This is a genomic window from Bradyrhizobium ottawaense (genome assembly GCF_900099825.1).
GTDB classification, from domain to species: domain Bacteria; phylum Pseudomonadota; class Alphaproteobacteria; order Rhizobiales; family Xanthobacteraceae; genus Bradyrhizobium; species Bradyrhizobium ottawaense_A.
This window is the reverse complement of sequence record NZ_LT629693.1, coordinates 1-25,766: the sequence shown is the minus strand read 5'-3', so window position 1 is coordinate 25,766 and position 25,766 is coordinate 1. Positions and strand designations below refer to the sequence as shown.

Genomic DNA, 25,766 nt, shown 5'->3' with positions numbered 1-25,766 from the left:
TGCCCCATGATCGAAGATCGTCGCTCCATTCTGCAGATGCTGTCCGAAAGCAAGATCACGCTCGACGAAGCCGATCGTCTGATCGCCGCCCTGGAGCGCGGACACGCCGATGCCCCGCAAAGCTCAGATCGGCCCCCCGTCGGCTATAACCGGGCGCCGTCGAAATATCTGCGCGTCATCGTCGACACCGACGAGGATGAGGGCGGCCCGACCAAGGTCAACGTCCGCGTCCCCATGCAATTGCTGCGCGCCGGCGTGAGGCTCGCCAGCATCATCCCGCCGCACGCCCGCGATAGGGTGAACGCTGCGATGGCCGAAAACGGCGTGCCGTTCGATATCAATGCGCTGAAGCCGGAAAACCTCGAGGAATTAGTCGAACAGCTCAATGACCTCACGGTCGATGTCGATCAGGAACGCACCAAGGTGCGGATTTTCTGCGAATAGGGTCGTTCGTGGCACAAAAGAAGGCGGCGCACCGAGGTGCGCCGCCTTTCCAATTCAAGAAGCCATGCCGTTACGGGCAGGGATGCCGGTAGCCGTCATTGCCAAGATAGGTGCCTGAGTTCGGATCGTAGGAACGATAGCGCTGCATGCAATAGCCGACGGAATCGTCGCCAGCGGGCGCCGGGGCTACTGCCACCGCACCATCGTCATAATATCCGTCGTCGTAGTATCCAGGCGCGTAGGCCGGGCCGCCGTAGCCGCCATAGTAGCCGCCCGAGGCAATGGCGCCGCCGATCACGGCACCTGCGACCGCGCCGGGAATGAAGCCGCCGCCACCGCCACCACGGTAGTAACCACCTCCGCCGCCGCCGCGGTATTGACCGCCACCGCCACCGCTGTAGCGCGGGCCGGGCGCGCCGCCGCCGCTAAAGCGTGGACCACCTCCGCCACCGGCTTGCGGAATGCCGCCGCCACCGCCAACGGGGGCCCTCATGCCGCCACCTCCTCCGCCGACAGGGGCTCTGGCGCCACCACCGCCGCCGCCTTTGTAGCCGGGGACTGCCTGGGCAAAACTTGTGCTCGGCAGCACCACGGGCAACACGAGCGCCAATATTGCGGCGGTACTCAAAACCTTAAGGTTGGTCATTACTGGCTCCATCTGCGGGATATAGGCTAACCCTTTCAGAGGGCGAGCGTTCCCGAGCCCGCGCACCGATCGTGCGCACCGCTCACCCTGTCAGATAGGAACTGTATGCGCGATGAACAGATTGCGCCGGTTCCGCGACAATGCGCCGCTGAGGCGGGTGCCTCCAAAACGCGCGTCCGGGACACGGCAAAATGCCGGTCTGGACAGCGCAAATGCGCGTCTGGACAGCGCAGGGATACCGGCACCCGTCTGGACAATTTGGCCCGCCGATGGCATCAGAGCGGCTCGTCCTCTCCAACCGGCCGAGTCCTCATGAAGCTGTTTCTGCTCAAATTTTTCACATGGTGGAGCGGCCAGACCTTTGGCACGCAGTTGTGGACGTGGCGGTTCGGCGAACTGGTCGGCCGGGACGAGCAGGGCAACACCTATTATCGCACCAAGGGCGGCAAGATCGATCCGACGCTCGGCTTCCAGCGGCGCTGGGTCGTCTACAACGGCTATGCCGAAGCGACCAAGATACCGCCGGACTGGCACGGCTGGATGCATCACACCGTCGATGTCGCGCCGACCGAAGAAAGCTACACGCCGCGCGAATGGGAAAAGCCGCATGTCCCGAACCTGACCGGGACTCCCGCCGCCTACCGTCCGTCCGGTTCGACGCTCGCCAGCGGCCGCCGGCCCAAGGCCACTGGCGACTATCACGCCTGGACGCCCGGCAAGTAAAATCGTGTTCATGGCGTCACGGCGCGCAACGCTGTTGTGCCCGACGGGATACCGCATAGGGCTCTACGCGAAGAGGGCGCTTGATCTGGGTGTCCCCGCATAGATGTTGAAGCGGGGGCGCGACGTTGAGCCGGCCTCTCGCATTTTTAGACGCGGGACAGCCGTGGCGCATTGCGCGGGAATCGACTTGTCATAGAAACTGTCGAGCACGTGCGTGGCGGACGCACAGGCAAGATTACTACCGCTTTCGGTGGGTGGTCTCAACCGGTCGACGCAACACTTTATCTTGAAGGCGAGATGGAGTGTGGTTTGATGGCTCACATATTTCATAGAGGGTTTACTGCGGCAGAGAAAACGGAGTTATGGGATCGCTGGAAGCGCGGAGAGTCGCTAAAGGCAATCGGACGAGCTTTTGGCAAGCAGTCATCGTCGATCTATTTTTTGGTGGCGCCGCATGGTGGGATTCGTCCTGCCGAGCGGTGTCGCTCCAGGCTGGCATTGACGCTCGCAGAACGCGAGGTGATTTCCAGAGGCGTTACGGCACGTCAATCGGCCCGATCGATCGCCAGGTTGCTTGGCCGCTCACCCTCGACGGTGAGCCGGGAAATGAGCCGCAATGGCGGCTGTGATCGCTACCGTGCGGCGCTTGCGGACGAGAATGCCTGGGCGCGGGCTCGTCGTCCAAAATGTTGTAAATTGGCGAACAGTCCGCGGCTACGGCGAGCTGTGGCGGGGAAGCTCAGATTGGATTGGTCGCCCGAGCAGATAGCCGGTTGGCTGAAGAGAACCCATCCTGAAGACGAGTGTAATCAGGTGTCACACGAGACGATCTACCGCAGCTTATTTGTACAAACACGTGGCGTGCTCAAGAAAGAGCTGCTTAGTCATCTTCGATCGAAGCGCTCAATGCGTCGCTCCCAGCCGGTTGATCCGAACGGCGACAGACGGGGGCATATCAAGGATATCGTCTCAATCCGTCAGCGACCGGCGGCGGTTGAAGATCGAGCGGTGCCTGGCCATTGGGAAGGCGATCTCCTGTCCGGGCCGAACAACAGCTACATCGCGACCTTGGTCGAGCGTCATACGCGTTACGTGATGTTGGCCAAGGTGGCCGGTAAGGACACCCGAACGGTCGTCACCGCACTCATCAAGCAGGCGAAGAAGCTACCAAAGGAGCTGTATAAGTCCCTGACCTGGGACCGGGGAAAGGAACTGACGGATCATCGCCGCTTTACGTTGGCGACCAAAATCGACGTCTATTTTTGCGACCCGCAAAGCCCGTGGCAGCGCGGGTCGAACGAGAACACCAATGGCCTGCTGAGACAGTATTTTCCGAAGGGCACCGACTTGTCGGTACATTCGCAAGCCCATCTGAACAAAGTGGCTCGTCAGCTCAACGAACGACCACGTGAGACCTTGCAATTTGAAACCCCAGCAGAGAGATTTAACGCCTGTGTTGCGTCGACCGGTTGAGCCGGCAGTGCGATAACGGACATGGCCGGACATGCTGCCAATTCGACGCGGTAGCGAATGACCCTGGCTGTGTAAAAACTCAAAAATCGAAACGCGACGAAGAATGATATTTTTCAGTTCGATCTCAAAGTTGAATCCGCTTGCGCGTTGAGCGACGAAAATGGTCTTTGACGAACAACTTCTTCTATCGCGATTGAGCGCCTCCGCGTTTTTACACAGCCAAGACCCGAACCGGACGTGAGCCGTACGATGCGGCGGTGCTTCCAAGCCGGGCTATTTCGAGAAGGTCGACTGGGCGCATCCTTGCTGAATCAGGATGTCGGTCTCCGGTCATTTCTCCTTAAAATGCCAAACCCCGTCCCAATCGGCCGGCGGCGGACTGCTGCGCAACAGGCTGATACGTTCGATAAACAGGCGGGACGGCCCATCTTGGGCATCGCCGAGCTGGCAGCTTTCGAAGCACCGCTGCGCCTCATTCCAGTCCTGCCGGCGATAGGCGGCCAAGCCGTTCGCGTACATCTCGCGAAGCTGAATCTGCTCCGGCGCGATCTCGCCTGCGCGGCCCATTGCTTCATAGATGCGGACCGGCTCGGTTTTGCCGGCGACCGTGATGAGATCGAGCTCGCGTGCCTCAATGACGTGCTGGGCCGTTCGATAGGTCTCCTCGCTGAGAATGAGCGAGGTGCCATAGAGTTTGTTGATACTCTCCAGACGCGAGGCGAGATTTACCGTGTCGCCGATCACGGTATAGGACCGTGACGAATCCGAGCCGATGGTCCCGACCACGGCTTCGCCGGTAGCGATGCCCATACGGATGGCAAGTTCGGGCGGATTGCGTCGCATTCCGGTGATCTCGGGCAACTGGGCGCGAAGCTGGATGACCGCTTCCTGTTGTGCCAACGCCGCGAGGCAGGCATCGCTGGCGTGGTCGTCGCCGGCAGAGAAGGGTGAGACCCAAAAGGCCATGACGGCGTCACCGATATATTTGTCGATGAAGCCGCGATGGGCATGAATGACCTCGGCGACCGTTCCGAAATAGCTGTTCAGCAGGTTGACGACGGCGCTCGCGGTCAGTTGCTCGCTGATGCCGCTGAAGTCCTTGATGTCGGAAAAAAAGATCGTGAGCGTACGGCGCTCAGCCTGTTCGGCGCCGCTGCCGATTAAACGGCTGACGATGCGTGGGTCGACGAATTTGCCGAAGGTATCCTTGATACGCTCCCGCGTGCGAAGCTCCTCGACCATGCGATTAAACGACAGCGCGAGTTCGCCGACCTCGTCACGCGTGAGGATCGACAACGGCTCCGAAACCGCGCCGGCTTCGATGGCGCGGGTGCGGACGACCAACTGGCGAAGACCTCCGACGACACGCGCCGATCCCACCGCGCTGACGCCGAGGCCAATGCTGCAGGCGAGCAGGAACAAGCCAAAGCTCAAGTAGGTGTTAAGCCGTTGTCGGGCGAGTACATCGCGGGTTCCGCGATCCGTGAGATCGGCGAGGTTAAGGCGGACCTCGGAAAGGTCCGGTCCGAAAGCCCGGGCATATTTGGCGAAGCCAAGCGAAGCCGTCCGGGCATCCTCACGCCGGCCATCGACAAGGGCAGCCATTACCTGCTCGCCAGTAGCGAGAAACCCCTCCAGGCTGCGGATTAGATACTTGAACGCTCCCTCGATGCGCGCCAGTTCGACGCGCTCCGAAGCCCCGTAGCCCCGGTCCTTGATTGCCTTGGCGATCAATGCGGTTGCCGTGTCAGCATCGGCGCGCAATTCGTCGCCGACCTCCTTCTTTGCGGCAATTGCCGCCGCCAGTTCTGGAGGATTCAGGGGATCGAGCCGCAGCGCACGCAAAATACCGAGTTCGTACCTGTCGGTATCGACATCGAGCTCTGCGACCAGCCGCGTCAGCGGCAGTTCGTATTCGGCGATGTTGCTGATTTGATCGCTGTCCAGCTTTTGAACAATGGCGAGGACGCCGACCACAGCGCCAAACAGCGCCAGCAGGATGCCGGCAAGAAGAAAAATTTTCTTGCGGATCGTCATTGGACGGCTCCCCGCGACATCGAAAGACGCGTTCGAATTGAGCTAGCCCTCAGTCAGAGCCAGGATTTAAGCAGTTCCACCGGACTTCAGCAAACACCGACGCCCAACGCCTACGACGGGCAAGCAGGCCCGGTTTTGGCACATCGCGTCGTTTCGCTGCTGCGCGGCAACACGTCGGCTATCGGGGCATAGCGGACTCTGGCGAGCCGCTGGCGCGGGCCGACTTATGGCGCACAGGCATAGCCTGTGAACAGCGGGATCAGCGGGGACAACCGTCGCCGCGGTCTTGAGCGTTCCGCCTCGTCGCGTTTCAATACGACATCTTACGGAGATGGGAGACCATCGCGTCGGTGTCGGGCTCCAGTTCGCGACTGCCCCGATTTGCAGCGGCTACCGAGTAGGACACGGCCGGGAGATAGGCCCCCGGTGCAGAGGTTCTGAAATCGCCCGCTAATGTGTGGCCGCCGTAGGACAGGAAAGGCCGTCTGGGAAACCAGGCGGCCTTTTTCTTTGCGGTGTGGCGGTAGCTCCGTGTCCCGGACGCGGAGCAGCGTGAAGAACGCTGCACCGCGTCCGGGACACGGCTGTGCTATCAGCTCAACCGCGCCGCGGCGCGGTCGATCATCTCGCCGCGGCGGATCTGCGCTGCCGCGATGCGGTCCTTCATGAACGCGAGCACGTCCGGCGGCGCGGTGTCGGGCGAGCCGGAATTGAACGGCGGCGCGGGATTATATTCGAGCCGGAGCTGGATCGCCTCCGCGGTTCGGCGGTCGTGCAGCAGCGAAACCAACGTCAGCGCAAAATCGATACCGGCGGTGACGCCGCCGCCGGTGACGCGGTTGCGGTCGATGCAGACGCGCGTCTTGGTCGGGACAGCCCCGAAGGCGGACAGAAAATCCATCGCGGTCCAGTGCGTCGCCGCGCGATAGCCTTGGAGCAGGCCGGCGGCGCCGAGCACCAGCGATCCCGTGCAGACCGAGGTGATGTATCTGGCGCCCTCGGCCTGCCGGCGCAGGAATGCCAGCATCTCCTCGTCATTGACCATATCGTCGGTACCGACCCCGCCGGGCACGCAGATCACGTCGAGTTGCGGGCAGTCGGCGAAGCTGACGGTTGGCGTCAGCGTCAATACGGAATCGGAAGGCACCGGCTCGATGCGCTTCCAGATCAGATGCACGGTGGCGCCGGGCAGGCTGGAGAACACCTGCAACGGTCCGGTGAAGTCGAGCTGGGTCACCCTGGGAAACAGCACGAGACCAATCTGAAGCGGCGCGGACATCCTTGCGATCCTCCCTTGTCGGCTTGACGTCGGCATCCTGTCATGGTCGTCTGTCGTCCGAAATGCCATATTTCCCTCATTTACAGACATGGCCTGGATCATGATCGGCATCCTCATCTTTCCCGATTTCCAGTTGCTCGACGCGGCGGGGCCGATTTCGGTGTTCGAGATCGCGGCGCGCTATGCGGTTGGCAAGCCGTCAATCAGGGTCGTGGCGGCGACGCCGGGACCGGTGCGCAGCACGTCCGGCGCAGAGATGCTGGCGCGGGGCATGCGGCCCGCCGGCGCGATCACCACCCTGGTCATCGCGGGCGGCGAGGGCGTCGAAGCGGCTGCGCGTTGCGCGCGGACGCTTGCCTTCGTGCGCGGGCTGGCCAAACGCGGCGTCCGCATCGCCAGCGTTTGCTCCGGCGCCATTCTGCTTGCCGAGGCCGGGCTGCTCGACGGCCGCCGCGCCACCACGCATTGGCAACGGACGCGGCAATTTCTCAAAACCTATCCGCAGGTAAAGCTCGAGCCCGACCAGATTTTTACCCGCGACGGCAATATATGGACGTCGGCCGGCATCACCGCCGGTATCGATCTCTGCCTCGCAATGGTCACGGAAGATTTCGGCGACGAGATCGCGCAGCGCACTGCCAAGCAGCTCGTGCTCTATCACCGGCGCAGCGGCGGCCAGTCGCAATTCTCCTCGCTCCTGGAATTGAAGGCGCCGAACGGCCGGTTCGGACCGCTGCTGGCCTGGGCGCGCGAGCATCTCGACGCGCCGCTCACGGTCGAGGATCTGGCCGAGCAGGCCGGCATGAGCTCGCGGCATTTCACCCGCGCCTTCATCGCGGAGACCGGCACCACGCCGTCGAAGGCCGTCGAGCGGTTGCGTATCGAGGTAGCGCGGCAGCGCGTGCAGTCTTCCAGCGAGGCGATCGAACGCGTCGCCGAAACCACCGGCTTTCGCGATCCGGAGCGGATGCGCCGCGCCTTCATCCGCGCCTTCGGCCAGCCGCCGCAATCGCTGCGCCGTGCGGCGCGGGCAGGCTAAGGTACCGGTTACTTCTTCTTTTTCGCCTTCGTTTTCTTGACGGCCACCTTTTTGGCGGTCTTCTTTGCCGCGGTCTTCTTGGCAACCTTCTTCTTTGCGCTTGCGTTGGCCGGACCTGAGCCTGCCGGCGACGCCGTGCGCTTGATCGCGGACCAGTCGCTGCTGCTGTTTGCCGGATAATGATCGAGCGGAATTGAAGGCAGCTTGTCAGGATCATTGTAGATATCCATGATGCTGCTCTCTTTTCTGCGGCCGCCTTCGCCGATATTGGTGTCGCCACTGCCGGCGTCCCACGCGCCCTGCCAGATCTTGGCGAGATAGCGCGTGCCGCGCGCCATGCAGGTGATGGTATCGTCGCCAAAGGCGTCCCACATCGCGGCCGCTTTTTCCGCTTTCGACTTGCCTGCCTTCTTGAGTTTGACCCATTCGTCGACGATGTCTTTGGGCGCAATCTCCGTCTGTGTCGCGTCGATCAGTGCGATCACCGCTTTTGCGGCGTCATTGCCCGACGCGATATCGGCGATGTTTTCGCTCTTCAGTTTTCCGATCCGGGTCTTGAGCTTGGCCGCCAGATCCTCGTTGGTGACACCGTAGGCGACCATGTCGTCTTCGTAGCCGCTGTGGACGCCGTCGGCTTCGAGAATCTTGGTGTCAACCGTCGGGCGCTTGACCACGCGGGCCGGGTTTCCCTGCGAAAGGTAGGATGCGTGCAGGGGCTGGCAGGCATCGCCGATATAGTGGATCAGGACGCCGCCCGCCGACAGGAACAGATCCTGATTTCCCGCCTTGGCGGCTTTCACCATGATGTCGAACAACTGATGCACCCGGAATGGCAGCGCGCCCCAATGGGCATCCCCATGTTCGGCCGGCGCGTCGGGCTTCAGCAGTTTGGCCCATTTGTCGTACTGCGGCTGCATGGCGGCGAAATACGCCACCCATGCCTCGGGATTCAAATATGCGTCGGGATCGGCAACATTCATTTCAAGGAACGTCTTGCCGTCGAGATAGGTCATGTCGAGGTCGGCAAAGTGGTTCTTGTTGTCGTCCTTGCCGCGGTTTCCGGGACCGGGCTTGTGGTGCTTCTTGCCGTCGTCGCCGTCGACCATCCTGAAGTTGACATTGCTCTTCCAGACGTTGTCCGGAACGTCCGCGAGTGGAACGAAGTGCACCTTGTCGTCGCCCTTCTCGATAACCTTGGCGTTGTTGTCGAGGCCTTCATCCGGCTCCAGCGAGAGCAGGTCGAGATTTTTGGCGATGAAAGCCTGCAGCTTCGCCGACGTGACGAGATCGGCGGGGGCCCCGAGCGATCGGCCGATCACATAATGGCCGACCCAACCCCAGACATATTCCTGGTCGAGATTGATATCCCGCACCAGGTCGAGATCGAGCCGGTCGAGCGCCGTGCTCAGCGAGGTCGCGAGCGCGTATGGATACGACAACGCGCTCCGTCCCTCGAAGAATTCCTCCTTCCCCCACAGCAGCGCGAACGGGTAGTAATTTGTCTTGGCTTCCTCGTCGCCCGTTTCCTTCTCCATGCGTTCGACGAAGAGCAGCGTGCCGGAGTCGCCGTGATGAACGCCGAGCGCGACGTTCTCGTTCTTGTGCCTTTCCTCTCCGACATCCTTCCTTTTCCGGCCCTTCTTGAGGTCGTAGGTTTCCGGCCCGATCAGGAAGTCGCTGAGATATTCCGATCCGCCGATCGCCTTGTAGCGATAGAGCAAAGCGTGGATTTCTCCCCGGATCAGGCCGCTGACGGCGGCCTGTCCCACCACCTTCATGGTGATCAGCTGGAGGCTGAGGCTGTTGTCGTAGAAATCGAGCACCGGTTTGACCGGGCCAATATCGGGAAATGCCGTTTTCCATTGCAGGATATCGTCGACCTCGACCAAGCCAATGTCCATCAGCAGGCGCTGGTTGGTGGACTGGAAATGCGGGTAGATCCGATGAAAATCCTCGCGCGTCAGGCCTTTTTTTGCGGTCGCACCGATTTCGATCTCGCGATGGGTCTGCAAGGCGGTGATCCTGGTGCCGGGCGCTCCGACGACGTGCCGGTTGGTCAGCACGTAGTAGCGCTCGCCGTCGCGCACGATGCAGCCTGCCGTGCCGAGCCGGGTCAGGCCCTGGCTGTCATTGTTGACGAGCGCCGAGCCTGGCGCCAGCAGGTTGCGCGGGGTGCGACCGTCCATCCGGATTTGCATGTCCTTGGCGAACGGCTGTTTGCGGCCCTCGATCACGCAAACCGGGACGGTACGGCCATCGGGCAGATACAGGCTCTTGGGGACGACGTCGGACGGGTCGGTCTCGGCCAGGTCCGTTTCGTATTCCCAGCTTGAGACGAACACGTAGACGCAGGGCCACGAATAGGGCCGCACCTCGGAATTGAAGAGTGTCCGGCGGATATCCTTCGGCTTGCGCGGCCTCGAACCGCTGGGGTGTTCGTGGGACGGCCAAGGATCGCTCTTGCGAATTCGATAGAGCCCGACCGCAGTAGCAACCACGTTCTTCTTGTTCATCAGGTGGTAGTGAAACAGGTCGCGGGCCTCGATCAGGTCCTTCAGGGAAAGCGACGCGAAGGTGCTGCTGGTCTTGAAAAGCGTGTCCATCTGGATCTCTCCGGAAATGGGCAAAAAATTGAAAAAAGACAATGCACGCTAGGCGGGTACGGTAGATTTATACTCGTTGGTTGTCGAGTGTTATGTTCTCTGCCCTTGAAGCGAAATCGGTGCTGTCGCGGTGGACGGTCACGGCGATGTCGTGAAGCCGACATGAATCATGGCGCGTGGCGTGCCTCCGGCCGGTTGCGGCACCGGCGGTTCAGCCGGCCGTTTTCTCGAGCAATCCCAGTCTTCGTCCGAGCCATTCGGTGGTCGGCGCCTGGATCAGGATCGTCATCAGGATTGCGATGAAGGTGACGGACGCGATCATCTGCGCGCCCGGCGCCTTCATGCCGAGCAGCAGGCCCGCGAGTGCGGCCGGGATGACGCCGGTCTCGCGGGTCCAGCACATGAACAGCATTTCGGCAAAGCTCCAGCGCGCGCGGCGGTCGGGACCTGCGCACAGGAAGACCGTCGCCGGCCGCGCCACCAGCATCAGCACCGCGACGACGGCTGCGCCGCCGAGCCAGTATTGTTGCATCAGCGCGAAATCGACCTGCGCGCCGAGCAGGATGAAGATGAACAGGCGCATGATGAACGCCGTCGTCAGCACGAATTCCTCGAGCCGCTGGGTTTCCTCGGCTTCCATCCGGAAGCCGAAGACTTCCTTGTTGCCGAGCACGATGCCGAACACGAACACCGCCATGAATCCGGATGCATGCAGGCCGTCGGCGGCGAAATACGCGCCGATGACGGCGATCAGCGTCACGACCGGCGCATATTCGGCGAGGAAGTCGAGCTTCTCATGCGCGATGAGGAGGGCGGCGAGATAGCCGAGCACGATGCCGGCGACGATGCCGATGACGGATTCCTTGGCGAGGTCGAACAGGGAGCCGGCCAAGGAGAACTCGCCGCTGCCGGTCGCCACCGCCAGCACACCGAAGGTGACGATCGCGCCCATGGCGTCGTTGAACGCGGACTCGCTCATCACGGTCTGGGCGACGCGATCCCGGATCCGGACCTGGCGAAAGATCGGCACCAGCGTCGCCGGGTCGGTCGAGGCCAGCGTCGACGCCAGCAGCAGCGCCGTGATCAGCGGGATGCCGAGGATGTAATGCGCAGCAACGCCGGTGATCGCGGTTGTGATCAGCAAGCCGATGGTGGCGATGACTAGAATAGTGATCCAGACCCGTTTCAACACCTCGAGCCGTAGCGATGCGCCGCCGTCGAACAGGATATAGCTCGCGCCGAACAGCAGGATGATCTGGTTCAGCGCCGAATCCGCCCTGATGTCGACCAGCCCGAGCGCCTGCTGACCGATCGCAATCCCGGTGACCAGGAACACCGCGACGTCGGGGATCCTGATCTTCTGCGCGGCGAAGCCTGCGACGGTACCGATCGCGAGGATCAGCCCGCACGACAGCAACGTGTGCTTGGCGACCTCGATGGAGGTGGAGGCTTCCAAAATTATTCCCTATGATCGAGTGCAGGTCAGCTTACCGTTATTTCAGCGCCTTGAGCCAGCCGGCGATTTCGCTCAGCGCGACGTTGGCCTGTGGCAGCAACTTGCCCATGGTGAAGAAGCCGTGGAACTGGCCGGGAAAATGCCGGTAGGCCACGCCCACGCCGGCCTGCTTCAGCCGCGCGGCATATTCGTCGCCTTCGTCGCGCAGGGGATCGGCGCCCGCGGTCATGACATAGGCCGGCGGCAATCCGGCGAGCGTCTTCGAGCGCGCGGGCGAGGCCTTCCAGTTGTCGATGTCGGCTGTGCCGTTGAGATAGTGGTTGCAGAACCACTTGATCACGGAATGCGTGAGCAGGATGCTGGTCTCGGGCTCGCGGTGCGAGGGATGCGTCATCGCAAAATCGGTGGCGGGATAGATCAGCACCTGGCCGGCGAGTTTCGGGCCGTCGCCGTCGCGCGCGGCCAGCGCCACCACCGCGGCGAGATTGCCGCCGGCGCTGTCGCCGCCGACGATGAGGTGGGCCGCATCGATGCCGAGCGTTTTCGCGTTGGCGGCGATCCATTTGGTCGCCGCGATGGCGTCGTCGGCGGCGGCGGGGAATTTGTGCTCGGGGGCAAGACGGTAGTCGACGGAGATGACGATCAGTTCGCCTTCATGCGCGAGCTTGCGGCAGACCACGTCATGCGAGTCGAGATCGCCGATCACCCAGCCGCCGCCGTGGAAAAACACCAGGCAGGGCGCGAGGCCGTTGGTCTTGCGTAAAAGCTTCGGCGTGTAGATGCGGGCCGGGATCGCGCCATCAGGCGTAGGGATCGACAGCGCCGTCGCGGAGTCGAGTTCGGGCGGCTCGGGATTGGAAACGACGCGGCCTGCCAGATAGAGTTCGCGCGCGGTGACATGCCCCACGGTTTCGTAAGGCGGGCGGCCGGCTTCCTGGAACGCCTTGTAGACGGCGGCGGCATCGGGATCGAGAACAACGGGCATTGCAGACCTCTGGTTTTTAAGACTGTCATTCCGGGATGGTCCGAAGGACCAGACCCGGAAGTTCGAGATTCCGGGTTCGACGCTACGCGTCGCCCCGGAATGACAACATCATCAGGCGGCGGTTCGGCCGCCGTCTACCGTGTAGGCAGAACCCGAGACGTAGCTCGCCTCGTCAGACGCGAGGAAAGCGACGATGGAAGCGACCTCGGAAGCCTGTCCGAGCCGGCGCGCCGGAATGCGGTCGACAATCCGCTCGTTCGGCGGCGGCTCATTGCCGGGATTGCGGCCCTGCAGGATCGTGGAGAGCATCCGGCTGTCGATCAGGCCGGGGCAGACGCAATTGACCCGTACGCCGGTGCCGGTGCATTCCCACGCCGCACTCTTGGTGAGGCCGATCACCGCGTGCTTGCTGGCGCTGTAGACCGCGATCATCGGCGATCCCATCAGGCCGGCAATGGAGGCGGTGTTGATGATGCTGCCCTTGTTCTGCTTGAGCATGACCGGCAGCACATGCTTCATGCCGAGGAAGACGCCGACCACATTGACGTCGAGCACGCGGCGAAAACTCTCCAGCGAATATTCCGGGATCGGCTTGATGTCGCCCTCGATGCCGGCGTTGTTGTAGAAGGCGTCGATGGTGCCGAACTTGTCGACCGTGGCACGGACATAGTCGGCGACCTCGTCTTCCCTGGTGACGTCGGCGGTGACCGCCAGTGCCTCGGCGGACGCCGGTAGGCCCTTGATGACGTCAGCCAGATCCTGCGCCTTGCGGTCGACGGCGACGATGCGCGCGCCGCGCTCGGCCAAGAGGTGGATGGTGGCGGTTCCGATGACGCCGGCCGCACCGGTGACGACGGCGACCCGGCCATCCAGGCGAATTCGATCGGTCATTGCTGGGGTTTCCTCTGGATCGTCCGGTTATCCCGGATTTTGGTGGTTTTCGTGCGAGGTGGCCCCCGCATGAACCGGGCAACTATTTCATTTGTGGCCAAGGCTGGCTAGGCCAGTGAGGCCAACGAGCGCGGCTGACGAGGCCGGGAAGGGCGGGGCAGCCGCCCTTTCCCCGCCGAAAAGGGCGTCTTAAGTGATTTCCTTTGTTGCTTCAGCTGTTTGCGGAATCGGGAGTTTGATCCGTACCAGATTGCGTACCAGTTACTTCGACTTCGATACCTCCAGGAGTTCGGTGAAGGTATCTGGGGTCTCGTGCCGATAGGTCTTGCGGATCGTCTCAACCGAGACGCCACAATATAGGCTAACGGTTTCTATGTCGACCTTCCGACCTGTCCTCCGATCGGGGCTCAGGTACCAGGTTATCGCCGTGTGCCTCAATGTATGTCGCAAGACCTTCTTCGCCTTGTCATCTGTGGCTAGGCCGGCGCGATCCACGACAGTCTCCCAGCCGTCGTGGACGCGGCGAACACGCTTGCCCATGAACTCGATCACCGAGTGCTTGGAGATACCAAGACGCGCCCAGCGCCGCATGTGTGTCAGGAGCCGGGGTGGGAGAGGGATGGTGGGCTGCTGCTTGCTGGTCGCCTCCTTGTTGTCCGGCTTGCGCTTGAAGATGCCACGCTCCAGGTCCACATAGCCACGATCGATCGCTGGGATCAGCGAGGCGTTGCAGATGTCGCCGTTTCGGCTCCCGGTGTAGAGACCGATCAGGATATAGCGAGCAATGTGGCGCAGCGTATGTCGGCCCTTGCTGTGGGGCAGCTTAGTTTTTTTCCGCTCACGCCAGGCGGCCCACAACATCGACGCTGCCTCATCTCGAGTCAGATATCGGATGCGAGACTTTGGTGCATCTGGCAATGTTGCGCTGAATTTTGGCTGGATCCCGCCCTTAGTCTTCTTGACGCAGCGGTTGATTGCGGCTTGCAGCAACTTCAGATCTCGAAATGCTGATGGCTGCAGGACTCGCTCTTCAGCGTAGCGCTCCTGCAGTGAGCTGTTGAGGTCGCCAATCTTCTTGCCTGCAAACCAGTTTCCGATGCGCTGGATCGCCGAAATCAGCTGGTTCTTGTATTGCTGGTCAATATTCCTCTTCGAGATGTGCAAGATTTCCATCGCGCACACGTCGATTATCTTGATGGCATTCACGTCCTCGGCGTTAAGCGCCTCTTTTGGGTCGTGCTTTTTCGTGATGTAGCGGGCGAGGGCTTTTTCAGCTCCTCCGCGATCATGTTCATGGCATCCTGTGCCACGCGAAAGCTGTCCGTCTCGGATGATCCAGGTTGGGGCTCGACCGTCTTTGTATTTTTTAAGCGTGACGTAGGGGGCTTTGCGGGGACGCGGCATGATGCTCGAAACTCCTCAATTGCAGCAAGTGTAACAAAATACCGGCCGGCTACGAACTCGTGGGTGATCTTCTCGGAGGCCACCAATCTTCGCAGGGCCGATATTGACATCGAACCATCCGGGTAGGCCAGGCGGACTGCCATCTCCAACCGGAGGGGGGTATTCGGCCCGATGATGCCGACGTCGGAGTTGATCGGTTCTGGGACTTTGAGAGCTGCTTCGCCCATCATTTCTTTCCAAATACGCTGTCGACCGTGGGGCCTCGCTCCGGCGGCGCTGCCCAGCTCTTGATGGTGTTCTTTTGGGGAGGGCGCTCGCCGCGGACCTGAAAGTCCTGGGACTGACGCGCCTTGTTCAGCTTCGAGACCAAAACCTTGAAGCCAGCTAGGATTGCTTCGTCTCGGTCTCTGAAGGTCTTGGGCTTGCCGTCCGTGTCGTTGACCCACATGGGCGGCTCGCCAGGGATACCGAAGCTCGCGTGATAGAGGCTTCGCATTTCCTTGTGCTCGACCGCCGTCGAGTAGAAGGCGCTGGCGACCTTCGTCATGCAGCCACCTTGTAATGTTGCAGCTCAAGCTGCTTCCGGTATTGCACCCAGCCGCGGAGGTTTCCGTGCAGGGACGGCTGCTCCCAACCATCGACAAGGTGGTTTCGCACGTCCGGCGTGGCCTGATGTTCGGCCGGTGAAGCGTGGAGCGGACGTCCGCCGACCAGATCGTTGTAGAGACGCAGGTCCGCCTCGACCTCCGGCACCTTGCCTTCGTGAGTGAGGTACGAAGTGCGGGCGCAGCGGGCGACGGATATTTTGATCAACTGTTCGAGCGGGCGAACGACCTGGATCATGCCGGCGTAGGGCGACCCGATCACCGCCAGGTTTCGTGCCTCGTAGGGCAGGGGCTCGTAGCTGACACGGTCGTTCGCGGTGATGAACGGCAGGTGCCATTCTCCGGGCTGCAGCAGATCCGGAACGCTGCCCTCGAAGGCTGCCTTGATGGCCTTCGCCAGCGCCTGGATCTCCGGCTGGGCATCCTTGTGGTCGCGCAGCTCGAAGAAGTTGTCCCAGTCGGTCGCCGTGATCAGAACGTTGATGTGGGCGAACGGCTCCAGCAGGCGGTTGACGATCTGCTTGTGGTAGCCGGCGGCATCATAGGCCCGAGCGACAGCGATGGCATTGTCTCGCGCCAGGAGCCACATCTGCTCCCGGCTATAGAGCTTGCCCATTCGATCGGTGGTGAATCCATGGAAGGGGTTATCGATGTAGGCGTCGTGCTCTTCGCCGGCCTGCATGCCCTTCTGGTTCTTGCCCCAGCTGATCGGCATCGCCGTGTCCAGCAGGATGTCTTCGATCAGGCGCTTGACCGGGATCGCCCGGGAGCTGGAAGCGTTACGTGACAGGTTCCGGTCGTACATCACGCCATCGTTGATCTCGACGATCATATCGGGGCTGGAGCTGAGGATACGGTGGGTCAGCTCTTCGGCATGGATGAAGCGCGGGTAGCGCGCCAGGGCGGTCTTCAGCTCGATGCCGTCCTGCGAGATGCTGTGGGTGATCTTGGTGGCTTTGATGGTCACAGTGCGTTTTCCTTGAGCAGGTTTTCAGCAAATTCTTTGGTGTCGTAGGGGCCGACCGCGTCGTAGGACTGCTCGCTGCCGTCCGGCATCACGTCCACGCTGATGATCCACCAGCCGGCCAATTCCTCACCGACTTCATCAGCCGACAGGTGCTTCACGAACGTCCTGGACATCACGAGGCCTTCTCCACGTTGATGGTCTCCGGCTCTGCCGGGATCGTCTTGAGCAGATGATCAACCTGCGCCTGCAGCTGCCGGATCACGGCGCGCTGAGCACGGTTCTCGTTTAGTTTGTCGTTGTTGGACTCGAGTAGCTCCCTGACGCGATCCTGCATGAAGACGTCCCGGACCATGAATGCCTCGATGCCTTCGAACAGACGCGGCATTGCTGCGATCATTCCGGTCAGGAAGCGGGCGCGGGCGGCGGCGGCGGGCGTGTTGCCGGCGATTGCCAAGACAAGGCCGGTCTCGCTGCAACGGACCTGGTGCATCACGGTCTTTTCCGGAAGGCTCTTGGACTCCCTGGAGAGGGCGAGCGTCATCGTCAGATCTGCAATATGCTCTGCATCCGTGTTCTCGGCGGAAGCCGCCCACTCGGGGCTCGACACGAATTTGAGGAAGCGTCTCGCCTCGCTAATGAAGGAGAGAAGTTCCTGGTCGGTATTGTGCTTGTCGCTCATGGTGGCCTCCTGAAAATTGACAAATCGAAAAAGGACGGCCGCCCCGGAGGGCGACCGCCAAGGTCAGAGAGACCGATTACTGGGGCTGAGCGAGCTTCTGGATCTGCGGCTTGGCGGCGGCGAACGAGCGCAGCAGCTTGTCGTAGTCAGCTTCGTTGGCTTCGATGAAAGCGGTGCTGGCGACGAAGATGGCGTCAACCTGAACCGTGCCGATCGCCTTGGTGCCGTAGACCGTGCCCGAGGGCTGGATGCGCGGGTAGGTGCCAGCCGGGATTTCACCGTAGGTGTAGACGGCGTTGCCGCGACCATCTTTGGCCGTCCGCGTCATGTCGCGGTCATCGGTTCCGACCAGGACGACGTTGTCGCCTTCCTTCTGCGCATCGTTCTTGATCAACGGTGCGTTCAGAGCGGTTACCACCATCGCACACTGGACCTGGGTGCCTTCGGCAACCGCCGAGAAGGCGCGAACGCCGGAACGGGGATCGGTACCCACGACCGAGTAGCGCGCCTTGTCAGCGAGGATGAACGCATCCCAGGTGGTGCGACCGCCGGAACCATCCGGACCCACCGCGACCGTGTTCGACTTGTTCAGGTCGACCATGCGGGAGATGCCGAGCTTCCGGTTGCAGACCATGTGGACCTGCTCCTGGTAGAGGATGCCGGCGCGCTCCAGGCCGGAGATGGCCTTCGAGTTGCGGCTCGAATAGACGAGCATTGCGTCCGACTGGACGAAGGCGCCGTCGCACTGGCCGTTGCTCAGCTTGTCGAGGTTGTCCAGCGAACCCTTGGTCTCGATGACGTCAACTGCGACGCTGGTCGAGGCAACCTTCAGGTACTGGCCGGCCTTGAAGTAGTTCAGCTGGCTGTTGCCGGTGCAGAGCCGGAAGTTTGCAGCGTGAGCCGGGGCCGACGCGATAGCGGCCATGGCGAGCGCAGCGATCAGAAAGAGCTTCTTCATTTACTTCTCCTTTGGAGACCCCATCCGTTGGGGTCGATTGCATTCAAACAAACGCTAGGGCACTAAAAGAACCAGCGGCGCACCCCGTAGCCGCGGGCGAACTTCCAGATGATCGTGGTGAGATAGATCAGACCGAGACCATCGAGAACGTGGTTGGCGAGGAAGACCCCGTACATGGATCAGGCCTCGATCGTGTTGGGCAGGCCCGTCGCAGGTCGGTATACCTGGTCGGCGCCGCGTTCGAGGCGGATGTAGTCCTCGCCGATCATCAGCTTCCGCTTCACTTCCTGGGTGAGGAAGGCGATGGTGACGACGATGTTGGCGATGTCAGAGCCGTAGTCACGGAACCCGCTCCAGTTCTCCGGGAAGATTTCCGGAGCCTCTTCGAATGCGTGCTTGTCACCCAGGTGACGGATGTAGAGCGCGTCGAGCTGCGCCATGCCGGCGAGCATCAGTTCTCCGTTGGCAGCGTCGGACCGCTCGCTCGATCGGCCCCACATCTGGTTCGATTTGGCCAGTTCCGCGGTGATCAGTTCGTCCGCTAATCTCTCAGCTTGTAGTACGTCCAAGGCCTTCTCCTTTTGCAAAGCTATTTGCATTCAAGCGCACAGAAAAGCAAGCGTAATCTTGCTCTCCTAGTACTTTTTTCCACCCGCTTTGGCGCGGTTCTCCAGCTTGTGGTCCGCTCGGGTCGCGTTCACCATCGCCTTTGCGACAGCCACAGGACCAAGATCGTATTTCATGGCACCAGCCAGATCGCCGACACGGAACAGAACATCGACCAGCTCGACCCAGATGCCAGGAAATTGGGGAAGCTTGTCGTCCATCGCGTCAGTGCGGTCAGCCTCCAGGGCCTCGGACACCTCTCCGTGTACCAGCGCCAACTTCACCGGAACCATGAGCGGGTTCTTGCGCAGATCTTCTCCGGTCTTCGGATCGATCCACCAATGAGCGGCCATCTTGTGGGTGATGCGGACCAGAGAGTTGATCGATCTCTCCAGCTCCTCGACGTCGGACGCCGTGAAATTGTCGTTCGCTACTGCAGTCATGCTACCTCCTTAAATCGGAACTCGTCAGCGAGATCCTCAAGCATGCGGCAAACCTCCTTCTGGGTTCGACCAGTCTGATCGTTCCAATCGAACGGCTGCTTGCCGAGTTGTCCTTTGATGATTTTGACGAAGCGCGCATACGCGCCTCGATCGTCTTGTCCGGCAGCCCGGCGGATCGCGCCCTCAATGTCGAAGGCGCGAGCCTCCTGGCTGAACACTGGAACCGGCTTACCCTGTCGATCCCGTGCGCAGGTCTTTTGCGTCCACCGCCCGGGCCTGGAGAACAGCAACAGGCACCGCTCCACAATTTCGAGTTCGGTCAACATTGCGCTTGCTGAACTCCCATTCGAATGTTGCGATCCGGTTGATATCCCGGCGTCCGATCCTCATGAGGTCGGCCGCCAGCTGTTGAAGTGGAGTCCTTGACGGGAGAACTACGAAATCAGGCGGCGTGTAAACCGCCTGATCCGTATTCAGATCAATGATCCAAAGTCGCTTGTGACGCTTTGCTACGAGAAGGAGCATCAGCTGCAGCCGGTGGTCTCGCCGCAGGTGTCGCACTTCAGGCAGGTACCGTTACGCACCATCGTGAAGCTTGAGCAGTTGGTGCAGCAGTCGCCGGTAAAGCCCGACATCTTTGCGACCGCCCGTTGATCTGGGAGGGCGGACGCCTTCACCGTTTCAACAACCTTGGCCAGCTGATCGTCTGACATCTCGGACGTCGCGTTGATCACGATGTTCGAGACACTGACGGTCGGCTTCTCCGGCTCCACGCCGCTCCCCATCGCGGTGTGCCCGCTTTCTTCGGGGGTGACGTGAGCCAGGTCATCGCGATCGAGGTAGCTGATCGCCAGATCGCGGAATATGAAGTCCACGATCGAGGTCGCGTTCTTGATGCGGTCGTGCTCCTGGACGAAGCCAGATGGCTCGAAACGGAAGAACGTATAGGCGTCAACAAACTCTTCCAGCGGCACACCGTGCTGCAGGCCGAGGCTGATGGCGATGGCGAAGGCATTCATCATCGACCGGAAAGCGGCGCCTTCCTTGTGCATGTCGATGAAGAACTCACCGAGGCGACCATCGGTATACTCTCCGGTGCGGAGGTAGACCTTGTGACCGCCGACGATGGCCTTCTGGGTGTAACCGACCCGCTTCGAAGGCAGCTTCTCCCGCTTGCGGACGAGTTTCTCGACCACCTGGATCACGCTCTTGGGAGCCTCAACCACGTCGGGTTCGTCATGATCGTCTTCGATCAGGGCCGAGTTGAGCGGCTGCGACAGCTTCGAACCATCGCGATAGATCGCGTTGGCCTTCAGCCCCAGCTTCCACGACATCATGTACGCCTTGCTGACGTCCAGGATCGAAGCGGTCGACGGCATGTTGACCGTCTTGCTGATCGCACCGGAGATGAACGGCTGAACCGCAGCCATCATTTCGATGTGACCCTTCGGATCGATGAACCGCTTGCCGGTCTTTCCGCACGGGTTGGCGCAGTCGAACACGGCGTAGTCGCCAACATCCAGGTGGGGAGCACCTTCCAGCGTCATCGTGCCGACAGCCCGGATGTTGGCCTGTTCGATCTCCGGCTCGCTAAAGCCGCACGCCTTCCAGTCTGCCAAGAACCGGATATCGAACACCGACTTGACCTTCTCGATGCTGACATCGATGCCAGCCGCACGACCAGCCAGCACAAACTTGGCCGGCAACACGCCCGTTCCCAAGGCGTAGTCCACGATTTCGTCGATCTGCTGCTTATCGTAGGCGAGGGCGTTGAGGGCAGCCGGAACCGACTGGTTGATGATCTTGAAGTAGCCGCCGCCGGCCAACTTCTTGAACTTCACCAGAGCGTAATCCGGCTCAACACCGGTCGTGTCGCAGTCCATCAGCAAGCCGATCGTTCCGGTCGGAGCGATAACCGTCGTCTGGGCGTTACGGAATCCGTATTTCTCACCCATGTCGACGACGTCAGCCCAGATCTCGGATGCGATGGCCGGCAACTCTCCCTGCGGACAATCCCAGTCGAGGCCAACCGGCTTGACGGTCAGACCGCGGTACCCGGTATCGTCGTTCTCTGCTGCGGCATAGTGATTGTGCATCACCCGCATCATCGAGCTGGCGTTTTCGTGGTATTTCACGAACGGCCCCATCTCCTTCGCCATCTCGGCGGAGGTGCGGTAGGCAACACCCGTCATGATGGCCGAGATCGATCCAGCCAGAGCCCGGGCATCAGCCGAGTCGTACGGGATACCCATGGACATGAGCATGCCGCCGATGTTGGCGAAGCCGAGACCCAGTGTGCGGTACTGGTAGGACTTGAGCGCAATTTCCATCGACGGGAACTGCGCCATGGCCACCGAGATTTCCAGCACGATGGTGATCAGGCGGTTGGCGTGGTTGAAGCTCTCCACCTCGAACACCAGCGGATTGTCGCCGTGTCGGGATGTGAACTTCGCCAGGTTGGTCGAAGCCAGGTTGCACGCCGTGTCGTCGAGGAACATGTATTCCGAGCACGGGTTCGATCCGCGGATCTCGCCGCCGGCCGGACAGGTGTGCCACTCGTTCATCGTGGTGCGGAAATGCAGGCCGGGATCGGCCGACTCCCACGCGGCGCGGCAGATTTGATCCCACAGATCGCGAGCCCGGATCGTCTTGATGACCTCGCCGTTGGTGCGGCCGATCAACTGCCAATCCAGGTCGAGCTGAACCGCCTCGATGAAGTCGTTGGTCACCGACACGGTGTTGTTCGAGTTCTGGCCCGACACGGTCTCGTACGCAGTACCCTGCCAGTCGATATCCATCACCTGGAACTCGAAGGGCTGATGTGCCACGCCGAGATCGATGACGCGCTTGATGTAGCTGTCCGGAAGGAAAGCCTTGCGGGCTTCCTTGATGGCCTTTGTCAGCTTCGCCTTGCTTTCGGCATCGGAGAACATCTCGTCTTCCGCGGCCAGCTGATGGATGGCCATCAGGTGCTTGTTGGCAGCCTTCGAACCGGCGACCAGGGCTGCCACCTTCTTCTCTTCCGCGACCTTCCAGCCGATGTATTCCTCGACATCGGGATGATCGACGTCGACGATGACCATCTTGGCGGCGCGGCGCGTGGTGCCACCCGACTTGATGGCGCCGGCAGCGCGGTCACCGATCTTCAGGAAGGACATCATACCGGAAGACGTTCCGCCACCGACAGCTTCTCGCCCCGACCACGCAGGTTGGAGAAGTTGGTGCCGGTGCCGGAGCCGTACTTGAACAGACGGGCCTCACGGAGCCACAGGTCCATGATGCCGCCGTCCTGGATCAGGTTGTCGCCGATCGACTGGATGAAGCAGGCGTGCGGTTGCGGACGCTCGTAGGCCGAGGTCGAGAGCATGGCGGTGTAGCCGTCAGCTCCTTCGGACTGGTCGATGAACCAGTGGCCCTGGGCCGGACCATCGATGCCGTACGCCCAATGCAAGCCGGTGTTGAACCACTGCGGCGAGTTGGGGGCGAACATCTGGTTGGCGAGCATGTAGCGCAGCTCGTCGAAAAACGCCCGGGCGTTGGACTCCTTGTCAGCCAGGTAGGCTGCCTTGTTGACGTAACCAGACACCCCGGTTTCGCCGTTGAAGTAGCCTTCCTTCCAGCCCCAATAGGTCCAGCAGCCGGCGAGGCGGTCGAACACCTGCTTGGCCGAGGTCTCGCTGGTCAGATAGTTGTCGGCTTCTTCCATGGGGAAGGGGGTGCCGACGCAGCGTTGCAGCCAGGTCGGAACGCCATCTTCCGGCACGCGCTCCAGCAGCTTGGGGACGCCGGCTTTGCGGAAGTATTTCTGGGCGAGGACGTCAACAGCGACCTGGGACCAGGACGCCGGCACCTCGATGTTTTCCAGGCGGAAAACGATCGATCCATCGGGATTCTTGATCTCGCTGGTCGCGTTCCGCCATACGATCAGATCGTACGGGGACTTGCTGCCATCCACTGTGTATCGACGCTCAATTCTCATGCTGCTCGCAACTCTTTTGCTTATTGTTTTGGAGGCACCGGCCAGTCGGCCGGGATGTTTTCGTATTCTGAGGTGGGCTTGGAGGGCGGGCTCCAGTGATCGATGCGGTAGAGTCTGCCGACCTCAGTCTTGAAGAGGTCCGGCTCAGGTTCTTCCACGACCTTCGCAGTGTGGATGAACCATCCGTCGATAACGCCGCGCAGCGAGAACCCGCCCTCAGGGATGGATACGCGCTGCGCCTTCGAGAGGCGCCGCGGCTCCATCATCCGCCTCGCTTCGTCGAGCGGTACGGGTAGGGTTTCGAGTAATCGATGCGTTTTCCAGCTTGATGGGAACGAACCTGACCGGCTGCTTGCTCAGCTCTTTCAGGAGGCTCTCGATCGATGAATTGTTGGCATCGTCACGAGGATCCAGCGCTTCGAGCTGGCCGACGAGAGCGTCGACAGCGGCGCCTTCGGACTTGGTGAGACGGCGAGAGGCATGCACCGCGGTGCCGAAACTGCCGGTACACGAACTTCTTCTTCACATTGCGCGGCTGCGACTGCTGCTGAAGCAGCATGGCGAAAGCCCTGAGGATGCCGTCCTGGGTCGATCTACTTCCATAGTCTTGCCTTCTCCTTTTTGCATTCAAGCAAACATCAAGACATCGCTCTGATGCGACGCCGGATCTGTTGTTTCGCGTAGTTCGAGGTGTATGGACTTCTGGGAGTGTCCGAGAATGGCACCGACATCCACTTGCCGCGGACTCTGAACTCGATCAGGTGGTGCTTCTTGTCGTGACCGAGGGGTGAATGCCTCGATCTCACCGTCACTCTTCAGCTGTTCCGCTACTTTCTTGACCTCTCGAACGACGCCCTTCATCCTTGCCCCTTTTTTGAAACGGCCTCTTCGGCCATTGTTTCTTCGGGCGTTCCGGACGCGGCTCTGCTTCCGGGTCACCCTTCGCCAGCATCCGTTGACGGAAAGCTTCGGTGTCCTTTGCAATCCGCTTGGTTCTGGCAATCTCGGTCACATCGGCTCCGCGCTTGGATGCCTTTGACCCGAAGGTCTTGGCAGCGTGGCAGTCGACGTGTTTTGCGAAGATCGAGTCCACATCGTTAGCCGGCGGGATCGTGTTCTTCGCTTCTGGATCCCAGCACCGCAGCTGCAATGCCGGGACGTGATCGAACTGGGTATCCTCCAGCTTCCCGAGCCGCTCGCGGCAGGTGGCGCACAGACTGTCCTGTCTGAGCACGACCTTGAGCTTCACCAGGTCCGGGATTGCCTTGCGGAAACCGGTCGGAGGGGCGAGGGGAAGCTCAGCGAACATTTGCTTTTCCTATTTGCATTCAAGCAAACAGTCAAGCAATAGTTTCGGGATCGTCCACGATCATGAGCGTCGCCCTATTATCCAAAATACGAGGCTTCAGCGGCAGTGCGCGGTCGCGCTTGCTGATGATGCTGAGCCAGCGATCCTTGCCATCCTTGGTGACGTGACCGTCCTCGGTGAGGAAGCCATTTTTGATCATGGCTTCGACTGTGCGCTTCTGCCACGGCTCCATCTTGATGCCGACCGAATGCCCAACAGCATCCAACCACGCCAGATAAGCTGGGGCATGCTCGTCCAGGAACCGGACCTGGGCCGGCGACATTCTAGGACTTCTTGGCATTGTCGTTGCTCGCTGCCATTGCCGCATCACGATGCACGATTGCCCTGACATCAGGGAGGTACACATCGATCGCGCCCTTCAGGTCTTCCAGCTCGAACAGGGCCTCTTCAGCGTTGGTCATACCGCCATTCGGATGGCGGCTTCCGCTGCCGAAACGATCCCATTTGCCGAATGCCTTGAGGACTTCGCCGATCTCCTCGATCACGCGAGCCCGTCTGCCATCGCCAGTCTTTGGTGCGTACTTTGGGTTCATTGCCGTTGCTTCCGGATCGATCGAAGTGCTGAAATGAGCTGCTCGATTTCGTGGTCCTGGACGAAGACGCCGGCACCGTTGTCGTCGGCGGATCTGCAGATACGCAGGGACACGCCGGATCGGAACGGTTCACCCATGTTATCGCGGTATCCCTTGATGCATGAGCCGTCTTCACCGGAGATAATGAACGAGTTCACCACGATGCCCTTCATGCCTTGGCGACCTTCAGGGCTTTTGCGACTCGGCTCTCGACCATTTCGCTGATACCGCCGTCGAACAGGGCGTTGACCTTCGCGTCAGCTTGCGGTCGATGACGTCCATTGCTTGGGTCTCGAAGGCTCCAAAGATACGCTCGACGGTCTCATTAACGAGCTGCTCACCGCGGAGGGCGTGCTGCTTAAGCAGACTGTCGACCTGCGTCTGGACAGCGTCCTCCAGCTTCTTCTTGGCTCGGGCTTCAGGGTGTAGGTGTCCCGGCTCCAAGCCTCTTTCTTGACCTTGACCAGGGTTTCTTCGAATGCCTTCTCGAAGCGCTTCTTGAAAGTCTCGTTCTCTTTGATCATCTCGATCAGGGAGTTGGCCTCGCCGCCGAACACGGCCTCGACGACCTTCAGGACGTCCTTGTTGATGTAGTTGGTGAACAGGCG

27 protein-coding genes and 1 pseudogene are annotated in these 25,766 nt (G+C 61.1%); 5 read left to right on the top strand and 23 right to left on the bottom strand.

The window, feature by feature from the left end:
- Positions 1 to 6: 6 nt before the first annotated feature.
- On the top strand, positions 7 to 444 hold the full coding sequence (locus BLR13_RS00135) for an SHOCT-like domain-containing protein (protein WP_074828971.1): 438 nt from the start codon (positions 7 to 9) through the stop codon (positions 442 to 444).
- A 70-nt stretch (positions 445 to 514) separates the two neighbouring features.
- On the opposite strand, the gene BLR13_RS00130 is transcribed toward BLR13_RS00135, so the two are convergent.
- Positions 515 to 1,090 (bottom strand): BA14K family protein, encoded by a 576-nt coding sequence (locus BLR13_RS00130; protein WP_074828975.1) that lies wholly within the window; start codon positions 1,088 to 1,090, stop codon positions 515 to 517.
- Positions 1,091 to 1,402: 312 nt separating this feature from the next.
- Here BLR13_RS00130 and BLR13_RS00125 point away from each other — a divergent pair, with 312 nt between their 5' ends.
- Both BLR13_RS00125 and BLR13_RS00120 read left to right on the top strand, forming a co-directional pair.
- Positions 1,403 to 1,813 carry an NADH:ubiquinone oxidoreductase subunit NDUFA12 gene (locus BLR13_RS00125; RefSeq protein WP_074828982.1) on the top strand — a complete coding sequence of 137 codons (411 nt, stop codon included), beginning with the start codon at positions 1,403 to 1,405 and terminating at the stop codon, positions 1,811 to 1,813.
- 312 nt (positions 1,814 to 2,125) lie between these two features.
- Positions 2,126 to 3,286 (top strand): IS30 family transposase, encoded by a 1,161-nt coding sequence (locus BLR13_RS00120; RefSeq protein WP_074817198.1) that lies wholly within the window; start codon positions 2,126 to 2,128, stop codon positions 3,284 to 3,286.
- Between the two features lie 330 nt (positions 3,287 to 3,616).
- Here the strand turns inward: BLR13_RS00120 and BLR13_RS00115 are convergent, their stop codons facing one another.
- On the bottom strand, positions 3,617 to 5,131 hold the full coding sequence (locus BLR13_RS00115; RefSeq protein ID WP_172805566.1) for an adenylate/guanylate cyclase domain-containing protein: 1,515 nt from the start codon (positions 5,129 to 5,131) through the stop codon (positions 3,617 to 3,619).
- An 87-nt stretch (positions 5,132 to 5,218) separates the two neighbouring features.
- Here BLR13_RS00115 and BLR13_RS40985 point away from each other — a divergent pair, with 87 nt between their 5' ends.
- Entirely contained in the window at positions 5,219 to 5,515 is a 297-nt protein-coding gene (locus BLR13_RS40985) for a hypothetical protein (RefSeq protein WP_172805565.1), read from the top strand.
- Positions 5,516 to 5,915: 400 nt separating this feature from the next.
- Here the strand turns inward: BLR13_RS40985 and BLR13_RS00110 are convergent, their stop codons facing one another.
- Complete coding sequence (locus BLR13_RS00110; protein WP_074828990.1) at positions 5,916 to 6,602, bottom strand: DJ-1/PfpI family protein; 687 nt, start codon at positions 6,600 to 6,602, stop codon at positions 5,916 to 5,918.
- A gap of 100 nt (positions 6,603 to 6,702) precedes the next feature.
- Between BLR13_RS00110 and BLR13_RS00105 the strand changes: the two genes are divergently transcribed.
- Positions 6,703 to 7,641, top strand: a complete 939-nt coding sequence (locus BLR13_RS00105; RefSeq protein WP_074832204.1) for a GlxA family transcriptional regulator — start codon at positions 6,703 to 6,705, stop codon at positions 7,639 to 7,641.
- 8 nt (positions 7,642 to 7,649) lie between these two features.
- Here BLR13_RS00105 and BLR13_RS00100 read toward each other — a convergent pair whose 3' ends face one another.
- From BLR13_RS00100 to BLR13_RS00005, 20 genes and pseudogenes are all read right to left on the bottom strand, one after another.
- A complete protein-coding gene (locus BLR13_RS00100; protein WP_074828993.1) occupies positions 7,650 to 10,244 on the bottom strand; it encodes a hypothetical protein in 2,595 nt (864 codons plus the stop codon).
- A 211-nt stretch (positions 10,245 to 10,455) separates the two neighbouring features.
- Positions 10,456 to 11,700: a cation:proton antiporter gene (locus BLR13_RS00095; protein ID WP_074828995.1), complete on the bottom strand. Its 1,245-nt coding sequence runs from the start codon at positions 11,698 to 11,700 to the stop codon at positions 10,456 to 10,458.
- Positions 11,701 to 11,737: 37 nt separating this feature from the next.
- Positions 11,738 to 12,685: an alpha/beta hydrolase gene (locus BLR13_RS00090; protein ID WP_074828998.1), complete on the bottom strand. Its 948-nt coding sequence runs from the start codon at positions 12,683 to 12,685 to the stop codon at positions 11,738 to 11,740.
- A gap of 111 nt (positions 12,686 to 12,796) precedes the next feature.
- Positions 12,797 to 13,576 (bottom strand): SDR family NAD(P)-dependent oxidoreductase, encoded by a 780-nt coding sequence (locus tag BLR13_RS00085; RefSeq protein WP_074829000.1) that lies wholly within the window; start codon positions 13,574 to 13,576, stop codon positions 12,797 to 12,799.
- A 261-nt stretch (positions 13,577 to 13,837) separates the two neighbouring features.
- Positions 13,838 to 14,980: a hypothetical protein gene (locus tag BLR13_RS00080; protein ID WP_157793665.1), complete on the bottom strand. Its 1,143-nt coding sequence runs from the start codon at positions 14,978 to 14,980 to the stop codon at positions 13,838 to 13,840.
- Between the two features lie 226 nt (positions 14,981 to 15,206).
- On the bottom strand, positions 15,207 to 15,527 hold the full coding sequence (locus BLR13_RS00070; RefSeq protein WP_091976300.1) for a hypothetical protein: 321 nt from the start codon (positions 15,525 to 15,527) through the stop codon (positions 15,207 to 15,209).
- Entirely contained in the window at positions 15,524 to 16,552 is a 1,029-nt protein-coding gene (locus BLR13_RS00065; protein ID WP_091976299.1) for an FAD-dependent thymidylate synthase, read from the bottom strand. The genes BLR13_RS00070 and BLR13_RS00065 overlap by 4 nt, the downstream gene beginning before the upstream one ends.
- Positions 16,549 to 16,725 (bottom strand): hypothetical protein, encoded by a 177-nt coding sequence (locus BLR13_RS39785; RefSeq protein WP_157793664.1) that lies wholly within the window; start codon positions 16,723 to 16,725, stop codon positions 16,549 to 16,551. Before BLR13_RS39785 ends, BLR13_RS00065 begins: the two co-directional genes overlap by 4 nt.
- Positions 16,725 to 17,231, bottom strand: coding sequence for a hypothetical protein (locus BLR13_RS00060; protein WP_091976298.1), 507 nt, complete (start codon positions 17,229 to 17,231; stop codon positions 16,725 to 16,727). The genes BLR13_RS39785 and BLR13_RS00060 overlap by 1 nt, the downstream gene beginning before the upstream one ends.
- Positions 17,232 to 17,307: 76 nt before the next feature.
- On the bottom strand, positions 17,308 to 18,189 hold the full coding sequence (locus tag BLR13_RS00055; protein WP_091976297.1) for a TAXI family TRAP transporter solute-binding subunit: 882 nt from the start codon (positions 18,187 to 18,189) through the stop codon (positions 17,308 to 17,310).
- Positions 18,190 to 18,368: 179 nt separating this feature from the next.
- Complete coding sequence (locus BLR13_RS00050) at positions 18,369 to 18,758, bottom strand: hypothetical protein (protein ID WP_157793663.1); 390 nt, start codon at positions 18,756 to 18,758, stop codon at positions 18,369 to 18,371.
- 66 nt (positions 18,759 to 18,824) lie between these two features.
- On the bottom strand, positions 18,825 to 19,238 hold the full coding sequence (locus BLR13_RS00045) for a hypothetical protein (protein WP_091976295.1): 414 nt from the start codon (positions 19,236 to 19,238) through the stop codon (positions 18,825 to 18,827).
- Positions 19,235 to 19,564 (bottom strand): DUF6197 family protein, encoded by a 330-nt coding sequence (locus BLR13_RS00040; RefSeq protein WP_091976294.1) that lies wholly within the window; start codon positions 19,562 to 19,564, stop codon positions 19,235 to 19,237. The genes BLR13_RS00045 and BLR13_RS00040 overlap by 4 nt, the downstream gene beginning before the upstream one ends.
- Positions 19,565 to 19,762: 198 nt before the next feature.
- Positions 19,763 to 23,217, bottom strand: a pseudogene (locus BLR13_RS00035) (adenosylcobalamin-dependent ribonucleoside-diphosphate reductase).
- Between the two features lie 20 nt (positions 23,218 to 23,237).
- Entirely contained in the window at positions 23,238 to 23,483 is a 246-nt protein-coding gene (locus BLR13_RS00030; RefSeq protein WP_091976293.1) for a hypothetical protein, read from the bottom strand.
- Positions 23,484 to 24,025: 542 nt separating this feature from the next.
- Complete coding sequence (locus BLR13_RS00025) at positions 24,026 to 24,526, bottom strand: hypothetical protein (protein ID WP_091976292.1); 501 nt, start codon at positions 24,524 to 24,526, stop codon at positions 24,026 to 24,028.
- Between the two features lie 31 nt (positions 24,527 to 24,557).
- Positions 24,558 to 24,848: a hypothetical protein gene (locus BLR13_RS00020; protein WP_091976291.1), complete on the bottom strand. Its 291-nt coding sequence runs from the start codon at positions 24,846 to 24,848 to the stop codon at positions 24,558 to 24,560.
- A 1-nt stretch (position 24,849) separates the two neighbouring features.
- Positions 24,850 to 25,071, bottom strand: a complete 222-nt coding sequence (locus BLR13_RS00015) for a hypothetical protein (protein WP_091976290.1) — start codon at positions 25,069 to 25,071, stop codon at positions 24,850 to 24,852.
- A 44-nt stretch (positions 25,072 to 25,115) separates the two neighbouring features.
- A complete protein-coding gene (locus BLR13_RS00010; protein WP_091976289.1) occupies positions 25,116 to 25,331 on the bottom strand; it encodes a hypothetical protein in 216 nt (71 codons plus the stop codon).
- An 84-nt stretch (positions 25,332 to 25,415) separates the two neighbouring features.
- A partial coding sequence (locus tag BLR13_RS00005) for a hypothetical protein (RefSeq protein WP_157793662.1) occupies positions 25,416 to 25,766 on the bottom strand: 351 nt, incomplete at its 5' end.

Bases quoted from the DNA above. Each gene is read 5' to 3' on its own strand.
- BLR13_RS00135 (WP_074828971.1), top strand. From the start codon at position 7: ATGATCGAAGATCGTCGCTCCATTCTGCAGATGCTGTCCGAAAGCAAG.
- BLR13_RS00130 (WP_074828975.1), bottom strand. From the start codon at position 1,090: ATGACCAACCTTAAGGTTTTGAGTACCGCCGCAATATTGGCGCTCGTG.
- BLR13_RS00125 (WP_074828982.1), top strand. From the start codon at position 1,403: ATGAAGCTGTTTCTGCTCAAATTTTTCACATGGTGGAGCGGCCAGACC.
- BLR13_RS00120 (WP_074817198.1), top strand. From the start codon at position 2,126: ATGGCTCACATATTTCATAGAGGGTTTACTGCGGCAGAGAAAACGGAG.
- BLR13_RS00110 (WP_074828990.1), bottom strand. From the start codon at position 6,602: ATGTCCGCGCCGCTTCAGATTGGTCTCGTGCTGTTTCCCAGGGTGACC.
- BLR13_RS00105 (WP_074832204.1), top strand. From the start codon at position 6,703: ATGATCGGCATCCTCATCTTTCCCGATTTCCAGTTGCTCGACGCGGCG.
- BLR13_RS00100 (WP_074828993.1), bottom strand. From the start codon at position 10,244: ATGGACACGCTTTTCAAGACCAGCAGCACCTTCGCGTCGCTTTCCCTG.
- BLR13_RS00090 (WP_074828998.1), bottom strand. From the start codon at position 12,685: ATGCCCGTTGTTCTCGATCCCGATGCCGCCGCCGTCTACAAGGCGTTC.
- BLR13_RS00085 (WP_074829000.1), bottom strand. From the start codon at position 13,576: ATGACCGATCGAATTCGCCTGGATGGCCGGGTCGCCGTCGTCACCGGT.
- BLR13_RS00080 (WP_157793665.1), bottom strand. From the start codon at position 14,980: ATGCCGCGTCCCCGCAAAGCCCCCTACGTCACGCTTAAAAAATACAAA.
- BLR13_RS00070 (WP_091976300.1), bottom strand. From the start codon at position 15,527: ATGACGAAGGTCGCCAGCGCCTTCTACTCGACGGCGGTCGAGCACAAG.
- BLR13_RS39785 (WP_157793664.1), bottom strand. From the start codon at position 16,725: ATGTCCAGGACGTTCGTGAAGCACCTGTCGGCTGATGAAGTCGGTGAG.
- BLR13_RS00060 (WP_091976298.1), bottom strand. From the start codon at position 17,231: ATGAGCGACAAGCACAATACCGACCAGGAACTTCTCTCCTTCATTAGC.
- BLR13_RS00055 (WP_091976297.1), bottom strand. From the start codon at position 18,189: ATGAAGAAGCTCTTTCTGATCGCTGCGCTCGCCATGGCCGCTATCGCG.
- BLR13_RS00045 (WP_091976295.1), bottom strand. From the start codon at position 19,238: ATGACTGCAGTAGCGAACGACAATTTCACGGCGTCCGACGTCGAGGAG.
- BLR13_RS00040 (WP_091976294.1), bottom strand. From the start codon at position 19,564: ATGTTGACCGAACTCGAAATTGTGGAGCGGTGCCTGTTGCTGTTCTCC.
- BLR13_RS00030 (WP_091976293.1), bottom strand. From the start codon at position 23,483: ATGATGGAGCCGCGGCGCCTCTCGAAGGCGCAGCGCGTATCCATCCCT.
- BLR13_RS00025 (WP_091976292.1), bottom strand. From the start codon at position 24,526: ATGTTCGCTGAGCTTCCCCTCGCCCCTCCGACCGGTTTCCGCAAGGCA.
- BLR13_RS00020 (WP_091976291.1), bottom strand. From the start codon at position 24,848: ATGTCGCCGGCCCAGGTCCGGTTCCTGGACGAGCATGCCCCAGCTTAT.
- BLR13_RS00010 (WP_091976289.1), bottom strand. From the start codon at position 25,331: ATGAAGGGCATCGTGGTGAACTCGTTCATTATCTCCGGTGAAGACGGC.